The following is a 433-nucleotide window of genomic DNA, read 5'->3' as shown; positions in this document are numbered from 1 at the left end:
CCGACCGAGCGGACCTCGAAGCGTTTCGTGACGCCTGTCAGTCAAGCAGTGTCACGTTCCGCCCGCACCGGCTCTGTGAGACGGAACACGGCGGCGACGACTACGGACTCACCGCCCCGCAACGAGAAGCACTACTGGCAGCCAACCGACAGGGATACTTCGCCGTCCCCCGCGAGGCAGACCTGTCGGAACTCGCGAGGGAACTCGACGCGACCAAGTCCGCCATCTCGGAGCGCCTCCGTCGTGGAACGGACCAGTTGATCGACCACACGATTGCCAGTTCCGAATAGTGACAGCTGCCCGGTCAGAGCGGAGCTGTTCCGGTGAGATACCCCCTCTTATAAATTGCTGTACATATGTTGGCAACCGTTAGGGCTGGGACTTGTGTAGGACTACATGACGGTGATTCAATATGACTGGCCACCAGCACCCA

At 60.3% G+C, this 433-nt stretch carries 1 protein-coding gene; it reads left to right on the top strand.

Translation table 11 applies throughout. The annotated features are described in order from the left end of the window. The coding region (locus C5B91_RS21840) for a helix-turn-helix domain-containing protein (protein ID WP_199708914.1) at positions 1–290 on the top strand (290 nt) is incomplete at its 5' end. Between the last annotated feature and the right edge of the window lie 143 nt (positions 291–433).

Origin of the sequence: Haloferax sp. Atlit-10N (genome assembly GCF_003586325.1) — an archaeon.
Lineage (GTDB): Archaea > Halobacteriota > Halobacteria > Halobacteriales > Haloferacaceae > Haloferax > Haloferax prahovense.
Note: the sequence above shows the minus strand (reverse complement) of the source record. Positions and strands in the feature narration are given on the sequence as shown.